Annotated in this window: 22 protein-coding genes; 8 read left to right on the forward strand and 14 right to left on the reverse strand. The window is 66.2% G+C overall.

Annotation, left to right across the window (positions count from 1 at the left end; translation table 11 throughout):
- Positions 1-63 precede the first annotated feature (63 nt).
- The 8 genes from IT41_RS00830 (at position 64) to glmM (ending at position 10,357) form a co-directional block, all read left to right on the forward strand.
- Positions 64-1,011 (forward strand): glycine--tRNA ligase subunit alpha, encoded by a 948-nt coding sequence (locus IT41_RS00830; protein ID WP_036738169.1) that lies wholly within the window; start codon positions 64-66, stop codon positions 1,009-1,011.
- Positions 1,008-1,478, forward strand: coding sequence for a DUF6446 family protein (locus IT41_RS00835; protein WP_036737935.1), 471 nt, complete (start codon positions 1,008-1,010; stop codon positions 1,476-1,478). Before IT41_RS00830 ends, IT41_RS00835 begins: the two co-directional genes overlap by 4 nt.
- Positions 1,478-3,715 (forward strand): glycine--tRNA ligase subunit beta, encoded by a 2,238-nt coding sequence (gene glyS, locus IT41_RS00840; RefSeq protein ID WP_036737936.1) that lies wholly within the window; start codon positions 1,478-1,480, stop codon positions 3,713-3,715. The genes IT41_RS00835 and glyS overlap by 1 nt, the downstream gene beginning before the upstream one ends.
- Before the next feature lie 117 nt (positions 3,716-3,832).
- Complete coding sequence (locus IT41_RS00845; protein ID WP_036737937.1) at positions 3,833-6,394, forward strand: putative PEP-binding protein; 2,562 nt, start codon at positions 3,833-3,835, stop codon at positions 6,392-6,394.
- 225 nt (positions 6,395-6,619) lie between these two features.
- Positions 6,620-7,141 carry a cell wall hydrolase gene (locus IT41_RS00850; RefSeq protein ID WP_036738172.1) on the forward strand — a complete coding sequence of 174 codons (522 nt, stop codon included), beginning with the start codon at positions 6,620-6,622 and terminating at the stop codon, positions 7,139-7,141.
- 98 nt (positions 7,142-7,239) lie between these two features.
- A complete protein-coding gene (locus IT41_RS00855) occupies positions 7,240-8,022 on the forward strand; it encodes a dihydroneopterin aldolase (protein ID WP_036737938.1) in 783 nt (260 codons plus the stop codon).
- Positions 8,023-8,045: 23 nt separating this feature from the next.
- Positions 8,046-9,017 (forward strand): dihydropteroate synthase, encoded by a 972-nt coding sequence (gene folP, locus IT41_RS00860; protein WP_036737942.1) that lies wholly within the window; start codon positions 8,046-8,048, stop codon positions 9,015-9,017.
- On the forward strand, positions 9,014-10,357 hold the full coding sequence (gene glmM / locus IT41_RS00865; protein ID WP_036737943.1) for a phosphoglucosamine mutase: 1,344 nt from the start codon (positions 9,014-9,016) through the stop codon (positions 10,355-10,357). Before folP ends, glmM begins: the two co-directional genes overlap by 4 nt.
- A 52-nt stretch (positions 10,358-10,409) precedes the next feature.
- On the opposite strand, the gene IT41_RS00870 is transcribed toward glmM, so the two are convergent.
- From IT41_RS00870 to sucC, 14 genes are all read right to left on the reverse strand, one after another.
- The gene (locus IT41_RS00870) at positions 10,410-11,546 is read right to left on the reverse strand and encodes an FAD-dependent oxidoreductase (RefSeq protein WP_036737944.1); all 1,137 of its coding nucleotides are present in this window, start codon (positions 11,544-11,546) and stop codon (positions 10,410-10,412) included.
- A 54-nt stretch (positions 11,547-11,600) separates the two neighbouring features.
- Positions 11,601-12,023, reverse strand: coding sequence for an RNA polymerase-binding protein DksA (gene dksA, locus IT41_RS00875; protein WP_036737945.1), 423 nt, complete (start codon positions 12,021-12,023; stop codon positions 11,601-11,603).
- Between the two features lie 238 nt (positions 12,024-12,261).
- On the reverse strand, positions 12,262-12,756 hold the full coding sequence (locus IT41_RS00880) for a lytic transglycosylase domain-containing protein (protein WP_036737947.1): 495 nt from the start codon (positions 12,754-12,756) through the stop codon (positions 12,262-12,264).
- A 150-nt stretch (positions 12,757-12,906) separates the two neighbouring features.
- Positions 12,907-14,301 carry a dihydrolipoyl dehydrogenase gene (gene lpdA, locus IT41_RS00885; protein WP_036737948.1) on the reverse strand — a complete coding sequence of 465 codons (1,395 nt, stop codon included), beginning with the start codon at positions 14,299-14,301 and terminating at the stop codon, positions 12,907-12,909.
- Between the two features lie 152 nt (positions 14,302-14,453).
- Positions 14,454-14,843, reverse strand: a complete 390-nt coding sequence (locus tag IT41_RS00890; protein WP_036737949.1) for an MAPEG family protein — start codon at positions 14,841-14,843, stop codon at positions 14,454-14,456.
- A complete protein-coding gene (locus IT41_RS00895; RefSeq protein WP_036737950.1) occupies positions 14,843-15,100 on the reverse strand; it encodes a hypothetical protein in 258 nt (85 codons plus the stop codon). Before IT41_RS00895 ends, IT41_RS00890 begins: the two co-directional genes overlap by 1 nt.
- Positions 15,066-15,596: an EVE domain-containing protein gene (locus tag IT41_RS20520; RefSeq protein ID WP_139221598.1), complete on the reverse strand. Its 531-nt coding sequence runs from the start codon at positions 15,594-15,596 to the stop codon at positions 15,066-15,068. The genes IT41_RS00895 and IT41_RS20520 overlap by 35 nt, the downstream gene beginning before the upstream one ends.
- Positions 15,565-15,960 carry a hypothetical protein gene (locus tag IT41_RS00905; RefSeq protein ID WP_074948007.1) on the reverse strand — a complete coding sequence of 132 codons (396 nt, stop codon included), beginning with the start codon at positions 15,958-15,960 and terminating at the stop codon, positions 15,565-15,567. Before IT41_RS00905 ends, IT41_RS20520 begins: the two co-directional genes overlap by 32 nt.
- Positions 15,961-15,978: 18 nt before the next feature.
- Positions 15,979-17,550, reverse strand: a complete 1,572-nt coding sequence (gene odhB / locus IT41_RS00910; RefSeq protein ID WP_036737953.1) for a 2-oxoglutarate dehydrogenase complex dihydrolipoyllysine-residue succinyltransferase — start codon at positions 17,548-17,550, stop codon at positions 15,979-15,981.
- A 2-nt stretch (positions 17,551-17,552) separates the two neighbouring features.
- Positions 17,553-20,531: a 2-oxoglutarate dehydrogenase E1 component gene (locus IT41_RS00915; protein WP_036737955.1), complete on the reverse strand. Its 2,979-nt coding sequence runs from the start codon at positions 20,529-20,531 to the stop codon at positions 17,553-17,555.
- Positions 20,532-20,553: 22 nt separating this feature from the next.
- Entirely contained in the window at positions 20,554-21,735 is a 1,182-nt protein-coding gene (locus IT41_RS00920) for a glycosyltransferase family 2 protein (protein ID WP_052081216.1), read from the reverse strand.
- A 188-nt stretch (positions 21,736-21,923) separates the two neighbouring features.
- Complete coding sequence (gene sucD, locus IT41_RS00925) at positions 21,924-22,808, reverse strand: succinate--CoA ligase subunit alpha (protein ID WP_036737956.1); 885 nt, start codon at positions 22,806-22,808, stop codon at positions 21,924-21,926.
- A 3-nt stretch (positions 22,809-22,811) separates the two neighbouring features.
- Positions 22,812-23,168 (reverse strand): hypothetical protein, encoded by a 357-nt coding sequence (locus tag IT41_RS20525; RefSeq protein ID WP_139221597.1) that lies wholly within the window; start codon positions 23,166-23,168, stop codon positions 22,812-22,814.
- The gene (gene sucC, locus IT41_RS00930) at positions 23,165-24,358 is read right to left on the reverse strand and encodes an ADP-forming succinate--CoA ligase subunit beta (protein ID WP_036737958.1); all 1,194 of its coding nucleotides are present in this window, start codon (positions 24,356-24,358) and stop codon (positions 23,165-23,167) included. Before sucC ends, IT41_RS20525 begins: the two co-directional genes overlap by 4 nt.
- Positions 24,359-24,564 lie beyond the last annotated feature (206 nt).

The raw sequence follows: 24,564 nt of genomic DNA on the forward strand, positions 1-24,564 counted from the left end.
CGCGCCGGCCTCTGCCTAGAAGACGGCTGACATTTTCTGCCAGTTATGCCGAAGGATGCGCAGATGACCAGCCCCCAGGACGACCGGATGGCGAAACCGGTCTGCTTTCAGGACGTGATCCTGCGCCTTCAGACCTATTGGGCGGCGCAGGGCTGCGCGGTGCTGCAACCCTATGACATGGAGGTGGGGGCGGGCACGTTCCATCCCGCGACCACCTTGCGCAGCCTTGGCGCGCGGCCCTGGGCGGCGGCCTATGTCCAGCCCTCGCGCCGGCCGACCGACGGGCGCTATGGCGAGAATCCGAACCGGCTGCAGCATTACTATCAGTATCAGGTGATCATCAAACCCAGCCCGCCGAACCTGCAGGAGCTTTATCTGGGCAGCCTCAAGGCGATCGGTCTGGACCCGATGATCCACGATGTCCGTTTCGTCGAGGACGACTGGGAAAGCCCGACGCTGGGCGCATGGGGTCTGGGCTGGGAGGTCTGGTGCGACGGCATGGAGGTGAGCCAGTTCACCTATTTCCAGCAGGTCGGCGGCCATGACTGCAAGCCGGTCTCGGGCGAACTGACCTATGGGCTGGAGCGCCTCGCCATGTATGTGCTGGGCATCGAGCATGTCATGGACATGCCCTTCAACGCCCCGGACAGCCCGATTCCGCTGAGCTATGGCGACATCTTCCGCCAGAGCGAGCGGGAATATTCGCGCTGGAATTTCGATCAGGCCGATACCAAGATGCTCTTCGACCATTTCAGGGATGCCGAGGCCGAATGCACCCGTATCCTGACCGCCGCCGAGGCGGACGGGGCCGGTCGCCGCATCCCCATGGCGCACCCGGCCTATGACCAGTGCATCAAGGCCAGCCACCTGTTCAACCTGCTGGATGCGCGCGGCGTGATCAGCGTGACCGAGCGTCAGGCCTATATCGGCCGCGTACGCGCCCTGGCCAAGGCCTGCGCCGATCTGTTCGTCACCACCGACGCGGCGCGCGCCGATGAGGTCGCGGCGTGAACGGAAAATGGCCCGTCCTTGCCCTGCTCGCCGCCGCCGCGCTGGTCGGTGGCGGGATCTGGTATGCCCAGGAATACGCCTATTACGATGAAATCGACCCGGCTGCGGCCGATCTGACGATCATGGCGGGCGGGCAGGCGCAACCCCTGCCGGTGCGGGACGCCCGGATCATCGACGCCTCCAGCGCGCCGCATCGCTGGCGCGGCTGTTTCCGTCTGGACGGGCCGCTGCCGCCTGCGGCCGAAAGATTCCCCGCCGCTGCCCCGGCCTATGGCCCGAACTGGTTCGACTGTTTCGAGGCCGACCGGATCGGCCACGATCTGGAAACCGGCGCCGCCACGGCCTATCTGTCCCGGCCCGAGATCCGCCCCGACGTGGATCGCGTGATCGCCGTCTATCCCGATGGCCGCGCCTATGGCTGGCACCAATATAACGACAAGACCCCGGAACGCGGAGTGATGGACTGATGCCCGACCTGCTGATCGAACTTTTTTCCGAGGAAATCCCGGCGCGCATGCAGGCCCGCGCGCGTGAGGACCTGAAGAAACGCATCACCGATGGGCTGGTCGAGGCCGGGCTGACCTATGCTTCGGCCGGTGCGTTCAGCACGCCCCGCCGCCTGACGCTGACCGTGCAGGGCCTAAGCGCCGAAAGCCCCACCACGCACGAAGAGCGCAAGGGACCCCGCACCGACGCCCCCGAAAAGGCGCTTGAGGGTTTTCTGCGCGGGGCTGGCCTGACGAAAGACCAGCTTGAGGTCCGTGACGACAAGAAAGGCCAGGTCTGGTTCGCCACCATCACCCGCCCGGGCCGCCCGGCGGCCGATATCGTGGCCGGGGTGCTGGACGCCACCATCCGCAATTTCCCCTGGCCGAAATCCATGCGTTGGGGCGCGGGCAGCCTGCGTTGGGTCCGCCCGCTGCATTCGATCATCTGCCTGCTTTCCGACGAATCCGGCGCGCAGGTCGTGCCGCTGGAAATCGAGGGCATCCGTGCCGGCGACACCACGCGCGGGCATCGCTTCATGGCCCCCGACGCCTTTACCGTCACCGGATTCGACGATTACGCCGCCAAGCTGCGCCGCGCCCGCGTCATGCTGGACAGTGCCGAGCGCGAGGCCGCGATCCGGCAGGAGGCCGCGAACCTGGCCTTTGCCCGCGGCTGGGACATCGTCCCCGATGACGGGCTTTTGTCCGAGGTTGCGGGCCTTGTCGAATGGCCCGTCCCCCTGATGGGCGCGATCGAGGACCGCTTTCTGACCCTGCCGCCCGAGGTGCTGCAAACCTCGATGAAGGAGCATCAGAAATTCTTTTCGGCCCGGAACCCGAAAACCGGCCGGATCGAAGGTTTCGTCACCGTCGCCAATATCGAAACCCCCGATGACGGCGCGACGATCCTTGCGGGCAACCAGCGCGTGCTGGCCGCGCGCCTCTCCGACGCGGCCTTTTTCTTTGAAAACGACCTGCGCGAGGCGAAAGCGGGCATGAAGGCATGGGCCGAGGGCCTGAAATCCGTGACCTTCCATAACAAGCTGGGATCGCAGGCCGACCGCATCGCCCGCATTGCCGCGCTGGCGCGTGAAATCGCCCCGCTGGTCGACGCCGACCGCGATCAGGCCGAAGAGGCCGCGCGCCTTGCGAAACTGGACCTGCGCAGCGCCATGGTCGGCGAATTCCCCGAATTGCAGGGCATCATGGGCCGCTATTACGCGCTGGAGGCCGGCAAGGCGCCCGCCATCGCCGATGCCGCCCGCGACCATTATTCGCCGCTTGGACCCTCGGATGAGGTGCCGACCGCGCCGGTCTCCGTGGCCGTGGCGCTGGCCGACAAGATCGACACGCTGACGGGCTTCTGGGCGATTGATGAGAAGCCTACGGGGTCGAAGGACCCCTTTGCGCTGCGCCGCGCGGCGTTGGGGGTTATTCGGTTGGTTTTGGGGAATAACTGTAAATTGTCACTAGAAAAAATGATGATGAAACCCGTGGCTGCTCATGTTGTTGGGCAAGCTGTGAGGGAGAACGCAGCTCTAAAATATGCTCAGTTAATCCCCCATGCGGATGATTTGGGAGTGCGCGTAGCGGCGCTGAACTTAGAGGCCGAGGCGCTGAAAATAGCTATTGCGCAGATTGAGAGCGCACACGACGATGGCAATCTTTCAGACAGGTCGGTCAGCTTGGCTTCCGACCTCCTCACCTTCCTCCACGACCGCCTCAAGGTCCATCTCCGCGACCAAGGCATCCGCCACGACATCATCGACGCGGTGCTGGCCCAGCCCGGCAATGACGACCTCGTGCAGGTGGTGAACCGCGCCACTGCGCTGAACGACATGCTGCAGACCGAGGACGGCCGGAACCTGACCCAGGGCCTCAAGCGCGCCGGCAATATCCTTGCCCAGGCCGAGGAAAAGGACGGCGTCGAATACAGCTTCGGCGCCGATGAAAAATTCGCCGAAACCGATCAGGAACGCGCCCTCTTCAAGGCCCTCGACACCGCCGAACCCGCGATCAGAAAGGCCATGGCACAGGAGGATTTCCCCGCCGCCATGCAGGCCATCGCAGCACTCCGCACCCCCATTGATGCGTTTTTCGAGGCGGTTCAGGTCAATACCGACAACCAGATCCTGCGCCGCAACCGGCTCAACCTGCTCTCGCGCATTCGCGAAGCCGGCCGCCAGATCGCCGATTTCACCCGCATCGAGGGCTGATCTCTTCTTCTTCACGCAAATATCCGCGGGGGTCCGGGGGCGGCAGCCCCCGGCTTTTGCCGCCCCATCGCTTCGCACTTGCAGCAAAGCGCGGCCCGTGCCTAATGTGTCGGCATCATGAAAGCGCTGACCGATCCCGCCGCCATTATCGAAATCACCGCCTCTGCCGCGGTGCATACCTCGACCCATGGCTGGCGCGCGAAATGTCTGCAGCGGCTCATCCGCATGGACCTGCCGGTTCCCCCCAGCTTCGCCCTCTCGGCCGAGGCGGTGCGCGCCATCGCCGCCGGCCATATGCCCGACCGTGCCCGGCTTGCGGCGATCATCGAACGCGCCGACGGGCTTGTCAGCGTGCGGCCATCGGCGCGGGACCCGGCCTGGGGCGGGCCGCGCACGGTGCTGAACGTGGGCATCAACCGCGACCGCCACGCCCGCCTGGCGCAGACGCGCGGCAAAAGCGCGGCCGACGCGCTCTATCAGGGCTTCGTGCAATCCTATGCGGTTCATGTCGCGCGGCTCGATCCGGACATGTTCTCGGATGGCGATATCGGGCTCGACGCCACGCTGCGCGCCTATGAGGACGAAACCGACGAGGAATTTCCCCAGGACCCCACCCGGCAACTGGCCGAGGTGCTGCGCTCCATGGCCCGCGCCTGGGACGGCCCGACCGCCAGGCTTCTGCGCCAGGCCAAGGGCGCGCCGGCGATCGCGCCGCTGGGGCTGGTGGTGCAGGACATGGCGCTGGCCATCGGCCCGGGCGTCACCGGCTCGGGCACGATCCAGTTCATCGACAGCGTGACCGGCACGCCGCGCATCACCGGGCGCTTCCGCGGCCAGACCCAGGGCACGGCAAAGGGCGAGGGCGCCGAGACGCTTTATCTTACCCGCGATCCGCGCGGCCCCTCGCTGGAAGAGGCCGCGCCCGAGGTCTTTGCCGATCTGGTCCGCTTCGGCGTCGCCGCGCGCGAGCGCCTGCGCGAGGAAATGCAGATCGAATTCGTGGTCTCGGACGGCAGCCTTTCGATCATCGACGCGGTGCGCACGCAGCGCAGTTCGCGCGCCAGCGTGCGCACTGCCGTCGCGCTGGTGCGTGACGGGATCATTCCGCCGCAAGAGGCCCTCATGCGGGTCGAGCCGCGCGCGCTTTCGGATCTTCTGCATCATCAGGTGGATCCGCGCGCGCCTCGGGACGTGATCACGCATGGCATCAATGCCAGCCCGGGCGCCGCGACCGGCCGCATCGTCTTTTCCGCCGCCGCCGCCCAGGATGCCGAGGCGCGCGGCGAGCGTTGCGTCCTCGTGCGGCGCGAGACCGTCCCCGAGGATATCCGCGGCATGCATGCCTCGGTCGCGGTGCTGACCGAGCGGGGCGGCATGACCAGCCATGCGGCCGTCATCGCCCGCGGCATCGGCCTGCCCTGCATCGTCGGCGCGGGCGGCATCCAGATCGACGCCCGCCGCCGCCTGCTGCAGGCCGGAAACCGCCAGTTCCGCGAGGGCGAGGTGATCACCATCGACGGCACCTCGGGCGAGGTGCTGGCCGGCGCCGCCGAGATGCTAGAGCCGGCGCTTGACGGCAGCTTTTCGCAGCTTCTGGAATGGGCGGATGCCGAATGCCGCATCAAGGTCCGCGCCAATGCCGACACGCCCGAGGATGCCCGCACCGCGCGCACATTCAACGCGCAGGGAATCGGGCTGTGCCGGACCGAGCACATGTTCTTCGACGATGAACGCCTGCCGGCCATGCGCGAGATGATTTTCGCCAGCCGCCCCGAGGATCGCAGCCTGTCGCTGCAACGCCTGCTGCCCATGCAGCGCGGCGATTTCACCAAGCTGTTCGAGATCATGGCCGGGCTGCCGGTCACCATCCGCCTGTTCGACCCGCCGCTGCACGAGTTCCTGCCCCATGACCGCGAAGGCATGCGGGAACTGGCGGAATCGCTGGATCTGCCGCTGTCGGACGTCACCCGCCGGGTGCAGGCGCTGTCGGAATTCAACCCGATGCTGGGCATGCGCGGCGTGCGGCTGGGCATCACCGTGCCGGAAATCTACGACATGCAGGCCCGCGCCATTTTCGAGGCCACCATCGAGGCCAGCCATAACGGCGATCCGGTGGTGCCCGAAATCATGATTCCGCTGGTCAGCGCCCGGCGCGAGGTCGAACTGGTCAAGACCCGCATCGATGCTGTCGCCGCCGCCGTACGCAACGAGACCCGCAAGGATTTCACCTATCGTCTGGGGGTCATGGTGGAAACCCCGCGCGCCGCGCTGCGCGCCGGCGATATCGCCGAGCATACGGCCTTTCTGTCCTTCGGCACCAATGACCTGACGCAGATGACCTATGGCCTGTCGCGCGACGATGCCGGGCGCTTCATGGCCACCTATGTCAGCCAGGGCGTCTATTCCGAGGACCCGTTCCACATCCTCGACCAGGAGGGCGTGGGCGAGCTGGTCGCCATCGGCGCCGAGCGCGCGCGCCGGCGCAAGCCGGGCATCACCATCTCGGTTTGCGGCGAACATGGCGGCAATCCCGAATCGATCGCCTTTTGCCTGCGGGCCGGGGTGAACTATGTGTCCTGCTCGCCCTTCCGGGTGCCGGTCGCGCGCCTCGCGGCGGCACAGGAATCGATTCTGATGGCCAGGGAAGAGGCGAAGAACCGGCCCGCGCCCAGGTCTTAGCATCCGCCGGTTTTGGCCGGAATTCGCCCGTTGGCCGAAATGCCATCGGCGGGTTTCCGCCAAACCATTAGAAATTCAGGCAATTAACCAGGCTCACCGATATGTGGGCTGGAACGAAGGCCGCGTTTCAGCGTCTTTAGCCGGGAAGCTTTGCCCCAGAACGGGGTCACCTTATTGCAGCTTTCCGGTCTGCTCCCGGAAATCAGAACCGAAAACAGGACCAACATGGCACTGAACAAGTCATGGCGGGCGCGCGTTTTTGTGTGTGTCGCGATCGCCTTTTCATCCTTGGCCACGCTGCCCGCGCTGGCCGAAAAGGGCAATGGCGTCAATGCCAGGAACAAGGCTGCCGCCACCAGGATCAGCCAGAGCGATCTGGAATGCCTGTCCGAGGCGCTTTATTTCGAGGCCCGCGGCGAAGGCGCCAATGGTCAGCGCGCCGTGGCCGAGGTCATCCTGAACCGCGTGGATCATCCGCGCTTTCCGCAGACCGTCTGCGCCGTGGTGAACCAGCGCGGCCAGTTCACCTATAACAAGAACGCGCGGATTCGCGACAAGGGCACCTATGCCCGGGTCCGCAAGATCGCCATCGCCGCGCTGTCCGGCGCGCCGCGCACGCTGACCAATGGCGCGACCTATTTCCACACCCGCGCCGTCAGCCCTTCGTGGTCGCGCCGCTTCGAGCGCACGACCCGCATCGGGGCGCATATCTTCTATCGCTCGGACCGTCGTCTTGCTTCGAACTGATCGGGCTTGACGCGGGGTCGCGCGGCGGCGCAAACCAATCCGAGATTCCAGCGGCCCCGTCCCTTGCGGCGGGGCCGCCCGCATGACACAGGGTCCCGATGGAGCAGCCAGACCGCATTCACCTGCGCGACCATGTCGTCGCCGCCGAGATCGGCGCGTTCCAGACCGAGCGCGGCCACCCGCAGCGGTTGCGCTTCAATATCGAGGTCGATCTGGCCGCCCATGTCGTCGGCGTCAATGACGAGGTGGACCGCATCCTCAGCTATGACATCCTGACCGGCGCCGTGGCCGCGGGGCTGGCGGATCGCCGCTATGATCTTCTGGAAACGCTGGCCGAAAAGATCGCCGCGCAGATCCTCATGCACCCGCGCGCCGCGCAGGTCGCGGTCTCGGTCGAGAAGCTGGACCGTATCCCCGGCGCTCTGGGGGTGACGCTGGTGCGCCGGCAGGCGCGGGTTCAGGCGGATGCGATCGCGGCCCCGATCCGGGTCATCTTTCTGGGCGCGGATCTGCCCCTGCCCGAGGGCGCGGTGGCGCTGGTCCCCGATGCGCCGGGCCTGCCGCTGCCCCAGGGCGGCAATGCGCGAGAGATCGAATTGCTGGCGCTGGATCAGGCCGCCTGGGCGCTGGCCGGCCGTCTGGGCCTGACCGTCGCCAACAGCAGGACCGAGCTGGACTGGGCCGCGACCGAGGGCCGCGCCGTGGTCTGGGCGCCCGCCCGCATGGTGCGCGATGTCGCGGGCCTGCCGGCCGAGGCAAGGGCGCTGGCCCTGTGGCTGGCCGAAAGGCTGGGCGCCTCGTCGCTGGACTGGGCGCTCCTCGAGGGGGCGGCCATGCCGGCGGCGCCGGCGGGGTTCCCGATCCCGATGCGGCGCCTGTGATTGACCGCGCATCGGGCTTGCTCATGAGCGAATATTTCCGCCCCATTCCCTGCCCGGCCGGGCGCTGGCAACTGGCCGGCGGCTGGGTGCGCTTTTCGCAGTTCGAGCTGTTGCGGCGCGGTGCCGCGCCGCGCGTCGTGGACCGCGCGCCGGACAGTGTGATGGCGGCGCTGACCGCGCCCCGCGCGCCGCTGCTTGGCCTGAGCATGGACCGCCCGCGGATCATGGGTATCGTCAATGCCACGCCGGACAGCTTTTCGGACGGCGGCAGCTATGACGGCGCGGCGCAGGTGCGGCTGCTGGCCGGGCAGGGCGCCGATATCCTTGATATCGGCGGCGAATCGACCCGGCCCGGCGCGCGCGAAATTCCCGCCACCGAGGAAATCGGCCGCATTCTCCCCGGCATTGCCGCCGCGCAGGGGCTGGCCGCGATCTCGGTCGATACGCGGAAATCGGCGGTCGCGCGCGCCGCGCTGGCGGCCGGGGCGGGCATGGTCAACGATGTCTCGGGCTTCGATTTCGACCCGGCGCTGGCGGGCGTGGTCGCGGCGGCCGGGGTGCCGGTCTGCCTGATGCATGCCCAGGGCATCCCCGAGACCATGCAGGACAATCCCAGCTACGATGATGTGCTGCTGGATGTCCATGACGCGCTGGCGCAGCGCATCACGCGGGCCGAGGCCGCGGGCATCCGCCGGTCACATATCGTGATCGATCCGGGCATTGGTTTCGGCAAGACCCAGGCGCATAATCTGGCGATCCTGCGGCGGATCTCGCTGTTTCACGGGCTGGGCTGCGCGGTGTTGCTGGGCGTGTCGCGCAAGCGGTTCATCGGCAGCGTCGGCAATGTCCCCGATGCAACCGGGCGCTTTCCCGGAACGTTGGCTGTGACACTGGCGGCGATCGCGCAGGGCATACAAATCCACCGCGTCCATGACGTGGCACAAACAAGGCAGGGCCTCGCCCTCTGGCAGGCCGTGACCGAGGGGGAAAGATGAGCAGGAAACTTTTCGGAACCGACGGGGTGCGCGGCCGCGCCAATAGCCATCCGATGACCGCCGAGATGGCGCTGCGCCTTGGCGCTGCCGCCGGCCGGTTCTTTCGCCGCAATGGCGAGGATCACCACCGCGTCGTCATCGGCAAGGATACCCGCCTGTCGGGCTATATGCTGGAAAACGCGCTGACCGCCGGGCTGACCAGCACCGGCATGAACGTGCTCTTGCTGGGGCCGGTGCCGACCCCGGCGGTGGGCTATCTGACCCGCTCGATGCGGGCGGATCTGGGCATCATGATCTCGGCCAGCCACAATCCCGCGCATGACAACGGCATCAAGTTCTTCGGCCCCGACGGCTTCAAGCTCTCGGACGAGGCCGAGGCCGAGATCGAGACCATCGTCGCCGGCGAGATCGCGCCCGCGCAGCCGCAGAATATCGGCCGCGCGCGGCGGATCGACGACGGGCGCGGGCGCTATGTCGAATATGCCAAGACCACCTTTCCGGCCGGCCGGCGGCTGGACGGGCTGAAGGTGGTCGTCGATTGCGCCAATGGCGCCGCCTATCGCGCCGCGCCGGATGTGCTGTGGGAACTGGGGGCCGAGGTCATCCCGCTGGGCGTCAACCCGGACGGCCATAACATCAATGACGGCGTCGGCTCGACCCATCCCGAGGCCTGCGCCCGTGCCGTGCTGGAGCATGGCGCCGATATGGGCATCAGCCTGGACGGCGATGCCGACCGGGTGATGATCGTGGACGAACAGGGTCGGGTGGCGGATGGCGACCAGATCATGGCCTTGCTGGCCGGCCGCTGGGCCGAACAGGGCCGGCTGCGGGGCGGCGCGCTGGTTGCCACGGTCATGTCCAATCTGGGGCTGGAACGTTTCCTGCAGACCCGCGGATTGCGGCTGGAGCGCACCGCCGTCGGCGACCGCTATGTGGTCGAGCGGATGCGCGGGCAGGGCTTCAACCTGGGCGGCGAGCAATCCGGCCATATCGTGATGACCGATTACGCGACCACCGGCGACGGGCTGATCGCCGGGCTGCAGTTCCTGGCCGCGATGGCCGATAGCGGGCAGCGGGCCTCGGAATTGGTGGCCCAGTTCGAGCCGGTGCCGCAGATGCTCAAGAACGTGCGCTACCGCGATGGCGCGGATCCGCTGGCCAGGGACAGCGTGCAGGCCGAAATCGCCCGCGCCGAGGCGCGCCTGAACGGCTCGGGCCGGGTGCTGATCCGCAAATCCGGCACCGAGCCGCTGATCCGCGTCATGGCCGAGGCCGAGGATGAAACCGTCCTGCGCGAGGTGGTCGAGGGGATCGTCGCGGCGGTCGAACAGGCGGCCTGAAGCGTTCCGCGCCCACCCGGGCGGAAATGGATCGAGCGCGACCGGAAAGGCGTCAGCCGGCCTCGGTCGCGGTGACGGGATCGTAATCGTAAAGCCAGCCAAAACGTTCGGCCAGGTGGCCGGGCGCCAGGCGTGAGACCGCGCGCAGCCCGGCATGGGCCACCGCGCGGGTCGGGCCGCGCAGGTGATAATTGCGGGCATTGGCATTGGCGGCCTCGACGATGCGCTGGCAGCGGGGCCGGCGCAGCGCCTGAAACCGCGCCAGCGCCGCGGCCTGATCGGGATCGGCGTCCAGACAGGCGGCCAGCACCCAGGCATCCTCGATCGCCATGACGGCGCCCTGCGCCAGAAAGGGCAGCGTCGGATGCGCCGCGTCGCCGATCAGCGCCATGCGGCCGTTCTGCCAATGCGCGGCGACCGGATGCCGGAACAGCCCCCAGATGCCGACATTTTCGACCTGCGCCAGCCAGCCCGGCACCGGCCCGCCGAAACGCGCGAAGGCCGCGCGCAGATCGGCCGGATCGCCGGGCAGCGACCAGCCCTCGTCCTGCCAGTCGGGACGCTCGACCACCGCGACGATATTGCGCAGGCCCCGACCCAGCGGATAGCTGACCAGATGCCGCCCCGGCCCCATGAAGACCTGCGCCGCGCCCGCCGCGCCCGGCTCGGCCGGGATCAGGCTGCGCCAGGCGGTCTGGCCGGTGAAAAAGGGCGCCTCGCTGCCATTGAGCAGCGGCCGGATGCGGCTTTTCACCCCGTCCGCGCCGATCAGCAACGGGCAGTCGCGGGGCGGCTCGGTGACCTCATGGCCCAGCTCGATCCGCGCCCCGGCCTCGCGCGCGGCGGCTTCGAGCAGCGCCACCAGCCGGGCGCGGTGGACCAGGCGAAAGCGGTCCTGCGGGCGCTGCCGGTCCAGATCCAGCCGGGCGACCATGCGGCCGGCCGAGTCGCGCAGCTCGACCCGGTCCGAACGCAGCGAGATGTCGCGAAAGCGCGGCCAAAGCCCAAGCGCGTCCAGAACCCGCACCGCATTCGGTGAAATCTGCAGCCCTGCACCCAGCTCGCGCAGCGCGCCCGCGCGTTCCAGAACCGTGACGCGCGCGCCCCGCCGCGCCAGCGCGCAGGCCGCTGTCAGGCCGGCGACGCCGGCGCCGACGATGGTGATGGGACGATCCCTCAATGCGGACATGGCAGGTTCACCCGCAGTCATGCTGTGACCACGGCCTGACGGCCGCCGGTCGCGTCAGTCGTCGCGATGCACGCGCTCGCGCCGCTCGTGGCGCTCCTGCGCCTCCAGCGTCATGGTGGCGATGGGGCGCGCGTCCAGCCGCTTGAGGCTGATCGCTTCGCCGGTCATCTCGCAATAGCCGTATTCGCCGGTCTCGATCCGGCGCAGGGCCGAGTCGATCTTGCTGACCAGCTTGCGCTGGCGGTCACGGGTGCGCAATTCCAGCGAACGGTCGGTTTCCTCGGATGCGCGATCCGCCAGGTCGGGCACGTTGCGCGCGCTGTCCTGCAAACCCTCAAGGGTTTCGGCGGACTGTTCCAGCAATTCCTGTTTCCACGCAATCAGCTTGCGGCGGAAATACTCCAGTTGCCGCTCGTTCATGAAGGGCTCGTCTTCGGCGGGGCGATAATCTTCGGGCAGAAAGGTCTGGGCTTTCATCGTTCCTCCGGGAGCCGGGCGCCTGTTTGCCGGCTCCTTGCGGCCCCCTTAAAGGATGAGTGCGCGATTGTCACTAGCCCATTGCTTCGGATTGTATTCTGACCGGCCGCGCATGACCGGCGATCGGGGGGCTGCGGAACCGCCGTCTGGCCGCCATCGCCGCCGGCCGCGACATGAAAAGGGCGGCACGAGGCCGCCCTTTCGCACTCACCGTCCCCAGTGATGGCTGGCCGGGAAATCAGCGCAGGCCGGTGGCCTGCAGCAGTCCCATCCGCTTGGCCTCGTAGTAATAGCCGCGGGCATACCATTTCACGGCATTGTCCTGATTGCCGCCGGCGACCATATAGGCGCCGCGCAGGTATTTGACCGCGTATTTCAGATTGGTCTCGGCATCCAGAAGCCCCTCGGCCCCGCCCTGATAGCCCATGCCGCGCGCGGTGGCTGGCAGGATCTGCATCAGCCCGTAATAGGGTCCGTTGCGCGCCCAGGGGCGATGCGTGGATTCGCGGATGATCACACGCTGCACCAGTTCGACCGGAACATCGTATTCGGCCGCGTATTTGTTGATCAGCCGGCGCAGTTCCGGCGTCTCGTTCGGGTAAAGCGCCGCGGTCTCGGCGGCCGAGGCGCGCGGCTCGACCAGATAACGGCGGTCGGGATCGACCCGGTTGTCGGCACAGGCGCCAAGCGCAAGCACGCCGCCCAGCACCAGCATTCCCATCATGGAGTTCATGACTGCCCCTCGTTCTGTGATTGCTACCGGATAAGCCACAGCCGGGGGCGACGGGGAATTCAAAATATGGTGCCGCCCCGCAAGGGGGCGGCAAATCGGCAGGAATCCGCCGTTTTCGTGCAGCCGGCGGGGCGGGCCGGGCGCTGCGGCTCAGGCGTGGATGGCGCCGTCGCCGCAGGCGAGCGCGGCCTCGCGCACCGCTTCCGAGCAGGTCGGATGGGCGTGGCAGGTCATCGCGATATCCTGCGCCGCCGCGCCGAATTCCATCGCCACGCAGACCTCGTGAATCATCTCGCCGGCATTGGGGCCGATGATATGGCAGCCCAGCACGCGGTCGGTATCCGCATCCACGATCATCTTGACGAAGCCCTCGCCCTGGAACATGGCCTTGGCGCGGGCATTGCCCATGAAGGGGAACTTGCCGGTCTTGATCCTGCGCCCGGTCTCCTTGGCGGCCTCTTCGGTCAGGCCGACCGAGGCGACCTCGGGCGTGGTATAGATCACGCCCGGGATGACGCCGTAATTCACATGGCCATGCTTGCCGGCGATGACCTCGGCTGCGGCCATGCCCTCATCCTCGGCCTTGTGGGCCAGCATCGGGCCGGGCACCGCGTCGCCGATGGCATAGATGCCCGGGACATTGGTCTGCCAGTGCTCGTCGATCGTGACAAAGCCGCGCTCGTTCAGTTCGACCCCGATCTTGTCGAGGCCGAGCCCGTCGACATGGGGGCGGCGGCCGGTGGCGACCAGCACCGTCTCGGCCTCGATCCTGTGCTCGCTGTCATCCTTGCGCAGCTTGTAGCTGACCGTGGCGGTGCCATTCTCGACCGTGACGCCCGAGACGGCGGCCCCAAGGGTGAATTTCAGCCCCTGCTTGCCAAGGATCTTCTGGAACTGCTTTTGCACCTCGCCATCCATGCCGGGGGTGATGACGTCGAGGAATTCGACCACGCTGACCTCGGCTCCAAGGCGCGCATAGACCGAGCCAAGCTCGAGCCCTATGACGCCGGCGCCGATCACGACCATGGATTTCGGGATTTTCGGCAGCGCCAGCGCGCCGGTCGAATCCACGATCACGCCGCCCTCGTTATCGACCTCGACCCCTTTCAGCGCCGAGGGGACCGAGCCCGAGGCGATGACGATATTCTTCGTCTCATGGGTGGTGTCGCCGACGCGGACCTTGCCGGGGCCTTCGATCTGCGCCCAGCCCTTGATCCAGTCGATCTTATTCTTCTTGAACAGGAATTCGATGCCCTTGGTATTGGTGCCGACGGTGTCGGACTTGTAGCTTTGCATCTGCGCCCAGTCGACATTCACCGAGGCATCCATCAGGCCCATCCTGGCGAAATTCTCATGCGTCTCGTGCAGCATGTGGCTGGCATGCAAAAGCGCCTTGGAGGGGATGCAGCCCACGTTCAGGCAGGTCCCGCCCAGCGTCTCGCGGCCCTCGACACAGGCGACCTTGAGGCCCAGCTGGGCGGCGCGGATCGCACAGACATAGCCGCCGGGTCCGGCGCCGATGACGATCAGATCATAGGTGGGCATATTCTTGTCCTCGTTCAGGAAGTCTGGTGGCTCGGGCCACCGTTACGGATGGATGGCAGAGAGGATCTGCGCGGGCTTTCCCGGGTTGTGTGCCCGGAACCTGCCACTGTCAAACCCTTCTTCCCGCATGAAGGCACTGCCGCGACGCAGCATCACAGCAGGCCCGTCACGATCATGACCATGGTGGCAAAGAAGCCCACGGCCCAGATGACCGAGCGCCAGGGCGACCAGCCCAGCACATAGGCCGGCACGTATAGCAGCCGCGCCAGCAGGTAGAGCCACGAGCAGAACACCGTGACCGGCGAGGTGGCGTCGCCGGTCACCACCACCACGACGGCGATGGTGAACAGGATCAGCCCCTCGAAATGGTTCTGCATGGCGCGCCGCCAGCGGCCGGTCACCTCGGCGAATTCCGGCTGGGTGTCGCGCGGCCCGGCATTCCATTTCACGCCGGCATCGCGGTTGGTGGCGATCGCGACCGCGCAGATCTGGGCGGCTTGCAACAGTGCCGCAAGGGCAAGGGCGGTGGTCTCGGCGGCCATCAGACGGTCTCGACGAAATGGAAATCGGTCGAGAGCACGCCGGCCTGGCTGTTGAACACCCCGGCCGCACCCTGCAGCCAGTCGCGCGCCGCCCTGGCATCCGAGACGCTGTAGAGCGCCCAGAGGTTCAGGTCGTCCTCGCGCCAGAGCTGCAGCAGGGACAGGCCGTTATTGCCGCGATCCTCGGCATCGGCGTCGAAGGCGGTCTTGAACTTCGCGTATTCAGCGATGGAGTAATGGGCGATCAACTGGGTCATCGTGTTCCTCCTGCAACATGGCGGCGCGGATGGTGCGGGCATCCGCGTCGGAGATTTCGAAAAGACCGCGGCGGGCCAGCATGCCCCAGTTGCCACGGGTGAATTCCAGTCTTTCGCTTAACGAGGAGATGGCGGTTTCGGTTGCCTTCATCCAGTCGATATCGCGGCGATAGCCCAGCATGCCGGGGCGCATTTCCCATTGATAGGGCGGCGCGTCGCGGACCGTGCCCAGGGCGGTAAAGGTCTTGAGCGTCGCGCCGTCGGGATAGGCGGTTTTCGGCGAATAGAAGATCAGGCTGTCACCGGGCGAGAGCCGCTTGAGGGGCGCGAGCTTGCCATGGTTTGGGCTGTCCAGGGCGATGAGGGCAGGTACCGGCCGCGGGTGGGTGCGAAACGCCCGCCCGGTGGGACGGCCGGGCGTTACCCGGTGGTGCCCATTGGGCGGGACAGATTGCCAAGGTATATTACGAACTGATGGATTTGGTGAAGCCACCAAGGATGCCTCCGATCAGATCGCCAAGCGATGAATAGGATTTTCCAGAAGACACTTCTTTCACGGCTGCTCCAAGAGATTTCTCTTTGCCACCCAGTGAGACGCCTTGCGAGAGCAGTTGAAACCCGTAGGCAGTGATGACGCTGTCCAAAAAGTAGACTTCGCCCGGTTCGGTCCCACTCACAACCGTGCCCACCCGGATAATTCCCTCACTAGAGAGCCAGCGGGCGCAGTACTCGAAAAACGATTGTAGTTCGTCGTCCAGTCCAATTTCGGTCGCGCCCAAGTCTGAAGTCTTGAGGCCATTCTCGGCCAGATGCGTAAGGATGCGCGCGATGACTGCCTCGGATTTCTGGAGGTTGTCCATTGCGCGCATCCGTCCTTCTTACAGATCCATCAGCAGCCGGCGCGGATCCTCCAGCGCCTCCTTGACGCGCACGAGGAAGGTGACCGCGCCCTTGCCGTCGACGATGCGGTGGTCGTAGCTCAGCGCCAGATACATCATCGGGCGGATCACGATCTCGCCGTTCACCACCACCGGGCGCTCCTGGATCTTGTGCATGCCCAGGATGCCCGATTGCGGCGGGTTCAGGATCGGCGAGGACATCAGCGAGCCATAGACGCCACCGTTCGAGATGGTGAAGGTGCCGCCCTGCATCTCGGCCATGGTCAGCTTGCCGTCGCGGGCGCGCAGGCCCAGCTCGCCGATCTGCTTTTCGATCTCGGCAAAGCCCAGCTGGTCGGCGTCGCGCACCACCGGCACGACCAGACCGTTCGGCGTGCCGACGGCGACGCCCATATGGACGAAATGCTTGTAGACCACGTCGCCGCCGTCGATCTCGGCATTGACCTCGGGGACCTCTTTCAGCGCGTGGCAGCAGGCCTTCACGAAGAAGGACATGAAGCCCAGCTTGACCTTGTGCTTTTTCTCGAACTGGTCCTTGTAGGCGTTGCGCAGGTCCATGATCGCCTTCATGTCCACCTCGTTATAGGTGGTCAGCATGGCGGCGGTGTTCTGCGCGTCCTTGAGCCGGCGGGCGATGGTGGCGCGCAACCGGGTCATCTTGACGCGCTCCTCGCGGGCCGCGTCCTCGGCGTTCGAGGGCGAGCGCGGCGCGGCGGCTGCGGGCGGCGGGGCAGAGGCGGGCGCGGCGGGGGCCGAGCCGGCGCGGGCGACGTCCTCTTTCATCACCCGGCCGTCGCGGCCGGTGCCGGTGACGGCATCGCGGCTGACGCCGGCCTCGGCCATGGCCTTTTTCGCCGAGGGCGCATCCTCGATATCGGCGCGCTCGTCACCGGCGCGGGGCCGGGGCGTTTCCGGGCCGGCACCGGGCGAGGCGACGCGCGCCGCCTTGCTCCCGGCCTTGTCGCCTTCGCCGGCGGGGGCGGCGGTCGCGGCGGCGCCTTCGGTGATCACCGCGAGGCGCGCGTTGGCTTCGACCGTCTCGCCCTCGGGGGCGAGGATTTCCGCCAGAACGCCGGCGGCGGGCGAGGGCACCTCGACCGAAACCTTGTCGGTTTCCAGCTCGCACAGCATTTCATCCTGCGCGACGGCATCGCCGACCTTCTTGAACCAGGTGGCGACTGTCGCCTCGGTCACGCTTTCGCCCAGGGTGGGCACCATCACATCGACGGATTTTCCGCTCATCTTCTCAAGTCCTTCCTGGGTCTTCGTTTTCGTGTCTGACTTTGGCAACATTTCCTCGGGGCCTGCATTCCCCGTCTCGGCAATCCGGGCAAGCAGGGCACCCGGGGCAACCACCGCGCCCTCGGGCGCGGCGATCTCGGCAAGCTGGCCATCGGCGGGCGAGGGCACCTCGACGGTGACCTTGTCGGTCTCCAGCTCGCACAGCATTTCATCGACCGCGACCCTGTCGCCCGGTTTCCTGAACCAGGTGGCGACGGTCGCCTCCGAGACCGATTCCCCCAGCGTGGGGACGCGTACTTCCACCGGCATCCTCAATCCTCAACGGTAATGGCTTCGGCGACCAGCGCGTCCTGCTCGGCCTTGTGGCGCGAGGCGAGGCCGGTCGCGGGCGAGGCGGCGGCGTTGCGGCCGACATAGCGCGCGCGCGGATGGGCAGCGCCGATGCGCGACAGCACCCATTCGATATTCGGCTCGACGAAGCTCCAGCCGCCCTGGTTCTTGGGCTCTTCCTGGCACCAGACGATCTGCGCCTGCTTGAAGCGTTCGAGTTCCTTGGACATCGACTGCGCCGGGAAGGGGTAGAACTGCTCGAGCCGCAGGATATAGACATCGTCGATACCGGCCGCGTCGCGGGCCTGGACCAGATCGTAATAGACCTTGCCCGAGCAGATCACCACCCGGCGGATCTTGTCGTCCGCCGCCAGCCCGTGTTCCGAAGAGCCATGCGGATGGTGGCTATCGGCATCGTCCCAGAGCACCCGGTGAAAGCAGGAATCGGTCTGGAACTCCTCGGCCTTGGAGACGGCGAGCGGGTGGCGCAACAGCGATTTCGGCGTCATCAGCACCAGCGGCTTGCGGAACGGTCGTTTCAGCTGCCGGCGCAGGATGTGGAAATAGTTCGCCGGCGTGCTGCAATTGGCGACGATCCAGTTATCCTCGGCCGACATCTGCAGCCAGCGCTCGAGCCGGGCGGAACTGTGTTCGGGGCCCTGACCCTCGTAGCCATGCGGCATCAGCATCACCAGCCCCGACATGCGCAGCCATTTCTTTTCGCCCGAGGTGATGAACTGGTCGAACATGATCTGCGCGCCATTGGCGAAATCGCCGAACTGTGCCTCCCAGATGGTCAGCGCGTTCGGCTCGGCCAGCGAATAGCCGTATTCAAAGCCCAGCACCGCATATTCCGACAGCATCGAGTCGATGACCTCGTAGCGCGCCTGACCGCTGCGGATGTGGTTGAGCGGGTAATAGCGGTCCTCGGTCAGCTGGTCGACAAAGGCGGAATGGCGCTGGCTGAACGTGCCGCGGGTCGAATCCTGACCGGCAAGCCGTACCGGATGCCCCTCGATCAGCAGCGAGGCGAATGCCAGCGCCTCGCCGGTGGCCCAGTCGAAACCCTGGCCGCTCTCGAACATCTTGCGCTTGCCCTCGATCAGCCGGCCGACGGTCTTGTGCAGTTCGAACCCGTCGGGGGCGCGGGTCAGGGCGGTGCCGATCTCGGCCATGGTGGCGGGGCTGATGCCGGTCTGGCCGGCATGATATTCCTCGCCCTCGGTGACGAGGCCGGACCATTTGCCGTCCAGCCAGTCGGCCTTGTTCGGCTTGAAGTTCCTGCCCAGCTCGAATTCGTCGTTGAGATGCGACTGGAAGGCGGCCTTCATGTCCTCGATCTCGCCCTCGGGGATCAGCCCGTCGCGCACCAGCCGTTCGGTGTAAAGCTGCAAGGTGGTCTTGTGCCCCTTGATCTGCCTGTACATCGCCGGGTTGGTGAACATCGGCTCATCGCCCTCGTTATGGCCGAAGCGGCGATAGCAGATGATGTCCAGAACCACGTCCTTGTGGAATTTCTGCCGGAATTCGGTCGCCACCTTGGCGGCATGCACCACCGCCTCGGGGTCGTCACCATTGACGTGGAATATCGGCGCCTCGACCATCAGCGCGATATCGGTGCAATAGGGCGAGGTGCGCGAGAAATGCGGCGCGGTGGTAAAGCCGATCTGGTTGTTCACCACGATATGGATGGTGCCGCCGGTGCGATGGCCGCGAATGCCCGAAAGCTGGAAACATTCCGCCACGATGCCCTGGCCGGCAAAGGCCGCGTCGCCATGCAGAAGGATCGGCAGCACGGCCTTGCGCTCGACCTGGTCGGAAAGCTGGTCCTGCTTGGCCCGTGCCTTGCCCAGAACCACCGGGTTCACCGCCTCGAGGTGCGAGGGGTTGGCAGTCAGCGACAGGTGCACGGTATTGTCGTCGAAGGTGCGGTCCGATGACGTGCCCAGATGGTATTTCACATCGCCCGAGCCATCGACATCCTCGGGCTTGTAGCTGCCGCCCTGGAATTCGTGGAAAATCGCGTGATAGGGCTTGCCCATCACATTGGCCAGCACCGAGAGCCGGCCCCGGTGGGGCATGCCGATCACGACCTCCTTCACGCCAAGCGCGCCGCCGCGCTTGATGATCTGCTCCATCGCCGGGATAAGCGATTCACCGCCATCCAGGCCGAAGCGCTTGGTGCCCATGTATTTGACATGCAGGAATTTCTCGAACCCTTCGGCCTCGACCAGCTTGTTGAGGATCGCGCGACGGCCCTCGCGGGTAAAGGCGATCTCCTTGCCGTAACCCTCGATCCGCTCCTTCAGCCAGGCGGCTTCCTCGGGATGCGAGATATGCATGAACTGCAGCGCGAAGGTGTTGCAATAGGTGCGCTGCATCAGGTCGACGATCTGGCGGATCGAGGCGATCTGCAGGCCCAGCACGTTGTCGATGAAGATCGGCCGGTCCAGATCGGTGCTGGTGAAGCCGTAGGTTTCGGGGTTCAGCTCGCCATTGTCGGGCACCTCGCGCAGGCCCAGCGGATCCAGATCGGCATGCAGATGGCCGCGGATCCGGAAGGCGCGGATCAGCATCAGCGCGCGGATGCTGTCCAGCACGGCGCGCTTGAGCTGGTCATTGGTCAGGGTGACGCCCTTTTCATCGGCCTTGGCGCCGATCTTGGCCAGCGCCGCCCTGACCTCGGCGGGGCTGGTCTGCGGCCATTCGCCGGTCAGCGCGGCGGTGGTGTCGTCGGTGGGCATCGGCGGCCAGTCGCGGCGCTGCCAGCTGGCACCGCGCGCCTCGCGGGTGACCACGGCCTCGTCATCGCCGAGGCCGCGGAAGAACGCGTCCCAGGCCTGATCGACGGCGGCCGGGTCCTGCGCCCATTGGCCGTAAAGCTGCTCGACATAGGCCGCGTTCTGGCCCTGCAGGAAGCTCGAGTCGTGGAAGGCTGAATTGGGGGATTGATCGTTCATGGCATTGCCTCCGGGGAAATTCCTATCCGTTCAGGCCCTTGCGGGGCGCTGTCGCGGGGTTCTGACCTTGGCCGGGTGCGATCCCGGTCATGATCTGCATCTGTCGGGCCTGGTACCATTGGGCCAGCCCGTCGCGCGGCTGGCGCAGCAGCGCGGGCAGATGCCGCCCGGCCAGAAGCGCGCCGCGCAGTTGCGGAAAGCCGAAGCGGCGGCCGACCGCGTCCTTGGGCAGTTCGGCCAGCGTCATGCGCAGGTACCAGATGGCGTAGCGCGCGAAGTCGCGCGCCTGCCGGGTCGAGTTGCGCCGGGTGAAATAGGCGACGTTCAGCAGCGCCAGCGCCGTGTTCACGCGGCGCCTGTCGCGGCCGGCGGCCGCCTCCAGGTGGTCTATGCCGGCCTCCGGCGCAAAGGCCAGCAGGCCGTGGCGGCCAAAGCGATAGCAGGCGTCCAGATCCTCGGCGATGCAGCTGCCGACCAGCCCTTCGTCAAAGGGTTCGCGCAGCGCCACGGCACGGCGCACGGTCAGCGCGAAACCGACGATGCAGGGCACGCGGAACAGCCCCGAAGGCAGCGCGGCATTGCCGCGCCAGCGCCGTTCGGGGCGGTCATAGGGCAGGAACCGCTGATCGGCCGGGATCATCAGCGCGTGGCGCAGCAGAAAGTCGATGACCCGCTGCACCGGCGCCGGGCGATTGGCGACCATCCGGCCGGCGCGGTTGGTCTGCTTGATCGCCTCGCCCGGTTCGGGGCGGGCGGCGAGCGGCGTGTTGCAGCAGGAAATCGCGACGATCCGGCCCTGTGTATCGGCGCGGTAAAAGCCCATGATCCGCGCGGCCGCGTCGGGGTGCAGCATGGCGTCATCGTCGATCATGAACAGGATATCTGCCTCGGCCAGCGCCACGCATTGGTTGCGCTGCACGGTCAGCGACTTGCGCTTCGCGGCGACGTAGCGCAGCAGCGTGGTGGTGCCGGCTTCCGCGATTTCCGTCTCGATCAGGACGCGGTTGTCCCGCCAGTCGTCGCTGGCATCGACGATCACGATTTCCGAGGGCGGCAGGGTCGAGGCCAGCGCATGGCGCGCGCATTCGCGCAACATGCCGCCGCGATTGTAGGTCGAGACACAAAGCGCCCAGTGCCGCGCCGCATCAGGCGGGGCAGCGGGCGGCGGAGCTTGTTGCGAAACCTGCGCGTGCTGCTCGCTCATCGCTGGCCCCCTGCGGGCGAAGGCGCGGGCCACAGACCGGCCGGGCGGCGGCAGGGCTCTGCCTTCGCGGGTCGGATCGGGTCATGACGGCGTCGGCGGTCCACTCTGGCACCTGGCTGTGATGGTTCTGGCGCGGCCCCCCGAGGTTAGGCAGGGGCCACGCCCAAGTCAAAACACTTGCGGCAGGCTTACTTGCCCAGGGCTTTCAGCACCGCCTCGCCCAGACCGGCGGGGCTGTCGGCGACCACGATCCCGGCTTTTTTCATCGCCTCGATCTTGCTCTCCGCATCGCCCTTGCCACCCGAGACGATGGCGCCGGCATGGCCCATGCGGCGGCCCGGAGGCGCCGTGCGGCCGGCGATGAAACCGGCGGTGGGCTTCCATTTGCCCTTGCGCTTCTGTTCGGCCAGGAATTCGGCGGCCTCTTCCTCGGCCGAGCCGCCGATCTCGCCGATCATGATGATCGATTCGGTTTCCGGGTCATCGAGGAACAGGCGCAGCACGTCGATATGCTCCATCCCCTTGATCGGGTCGCCGCCGATGCCGACGGCCGAGGACTGGCCCAGACCCACATCCGAGGTCTGCTTGACCGCCTCATAGGTCAGCGTGCCCGAGCGGCTGACCACGCCGACCGAGCCGCGCTTGAAGATCGCGCCCGGCATGATGCCGATCTTGCATTCGTCCGGGGTCATGATGCCGGGGCAGTTCGGCCCGATCAGGCGCGACTTGCTGTCCACCAGCGCGCGCTTGACGCGCATCATGTCGAGAACCGGGATACCCTCGGTGATCGCGACGATCAGCGGGATTTCCGCGTCGATGGCTTCCAGGATCGAATCCGCGGCAAAGGGCGGCGGCACATAGATCGCGGTCGCATTGGCGCCGGTTTTTGCCACCGCCTCATGGACCGAGTTGAAGACCGGCAGATCCAGATGCGTGGTCCCGCCCTTGCCGGGCGTCACGCCGCCGACCATCTGCGTGCCGTAAGCGATGGCATGTTCGGTATGGAACGTCCCCTGGGATCCGGTGATGCCCTGGGTGATGACTTTGGTATTCTTGTCTACGAGAACGGCCATTCGTCACTTTCCTTTATATGCGGAGTCGTGGAAGCAGACCGGGTACCAGCGTGGCTTCTTATATTCGCGAAGGCTCTTCGCGATGGGGTAAGATGGCACGGCACCGTCCGCTAGATAGGTTAGCTCGGTTGCAGGATGAATATGTATTACGTCGTCAGCCAGCAACTGCGTGATAGTACGGACGAGTTTTTCTGACATGCCCCACCACAGCATTATGCTGGGGTTTTGGGGGAAGCACATGGCGAATTCGCCGTGTTCGTCAGGAAATTCACGAGTAATCTCGACGAAAGTGACGTACCCTTTGTCTTTAACGAGACGTGAGAGCCTTTCAGGAAGAGCTGAAGCGTCATTCAGTGTCACCCCTTCACCGCCTTCACGATCTTCTCGGAGCCGTCCTTCAGGTCGTCGGCGGGGATCACGTTCAGCCCGCTGTCGCGGATGATCTGCTTGCCCTGTTCGACATTGGTGCCCTCGAGCCGGACGACCAGCGGGACCTGCAGACCGACCTCTTTCACCGCGGCGACGATGCCCTCGGCGATGATGTCGCAGCGCATGATGCCGCCGAAGATATTGACCAGGATGCCTTTGACATTCGGGTCCGAGGTGATGATCTTGAACGCCTCGGTCACCTTTTCCTTGGTCGCACCGCCGCCCACGTCGAGGAAGTTGGCCGGCTCGGCGCCGTACAGCTTGATGATGTCCATGGTGGCCATCGCCAGACCGGCGCCGTTCACCATGCAGCCGATCTCGCCATCCAGCGCGATATAGTTCAGGTCGAACTTCGAGGCGGCGAGTTCCTTGGGGTCCTCTTCGGTCTCGTCGCGCAGCGCCATGATGTCGGGCTGGCGGTAGAGGGCGTTATTGTCGAAGCCCATCTTGGCGTCGAGGCATTTCAGATCGCCCTTGTCGGTGACGATCAGCGGGTTGATCTCCAGCATCTCCATGTCGCGCTCGATGAACATGCGGAACAGGTTCTTGACCAGCGCCACGCATTGCTTGACCTGCGCGCCCTTCAGCCCCAGGGCAAAGGCCACGCGGCGGCCGTGGAAATCCGACAGGCCCGAGGCCGGATCGACCGAGAAGCTGACGATCTTTTCCGGGGTATGGGCCGCGACTTCCTCGATATCCATGCCGCCCTCGGTCGAGGCGACGAAGCTGACGCGGCTGCTGCCGCGATCGACCAGCAGGGCCAGATACAACTCGCGCTCGATGTCCGAGCCGTCCTCGATATAGATGCGGTTGACCTGCTTGCCCGATGCGCCGGTCTGGTGGGTGACCAGTGTGCGGCCCAGCATCTGGCGGGTCAGTTCCTCGGCCTCGGCGACGGATTTCGCCAGCCGGACGCCGCCCTTTTCGCCCGCCTCTTTTTCCTTGAAATGGCCCTTGCCGCGGCCGCCGGCATGGATCTGGGCCTTGACGACCCAGAGCGGGCCGTCCAGTTCGCCCGCCGCTGCCTTGGCCTCATCGGCCTTCATCACGACGCGCCCGTCCGAGACCGGCGCACCGTATTGGCGCAGCAGCGCCTTGGCCTGATATTCATGGATGTTCATGATGCTTCCCCGCAGTTATCGGTTGCCGCGGTTGTGGCATATCGGCGGCGCGCTCTCAAAGGGGTTAGCGCTGTCAAGCATGTAAAATTGCTGCTTATTGTCATTTTGTGATCACGCATTTCGGGGCCGTGATCACAAGGACCGGAATTGCGGCGGCGCAGCATTGGCGCGATGGCCGGCGCGGCATCCGCAGAATCGAAAAGTGG

Origin of the sequence: Paracoccus halophilus (assembly GCF_000763905.1) — a bacterium.
Taxonomy (GTDB): Bacteria; Pseudomonadota; Alphaproteobacteria; order Rhodobacterales; family Rhodobacteraceae; genus Paracoccus; species Paracoccus halophilus.